General features: G+C 40.6%; 1 pseudogene. It reads left to right on the top strand.

Annotated elements, in window-relative coordinates:
• A pseudogene (locus AAEY55_RS18620) lies at nucleotides 1-234 on the top strand (HlyD family type I secretion periplasmic adaptor subunit); the annotation flags it as partial.

Below are 234 nucleotides of genomic sequence, written 5' to 3' on the forward strand. Positions count from 1 at the left end.
GGCTAAAAGGAACCGTTGAACACATTAGCGCCGATACGTCACAGGATGAAGAAGGCAATAGTTTCTATATTGTAAAAGTGCGAACACAAGAGTCCAGTTTAATGAAAGACGATGGCACAGAGATGCCAATAATTCCAGGGATGCTCACTTCAGTAGATGTCATCACGGGAAAAAAATCCATACTTGAGTACATTTTAAATCCAATTTTAAGAGCGAAAGATACCGCCCTTAGAG

Source organism: Pseudoalteromonas sp. 120-MNA-CIBAN-0494, assembly GCF_040308885.1.
Classification (GTDB): Bacteria; Pseudomonadota; Gammaproteobacteria; order Enterobacterales; family Alteromonadaceae; genus Pseudoalteromonas; species Pseudoalteromonas nigrifaciens.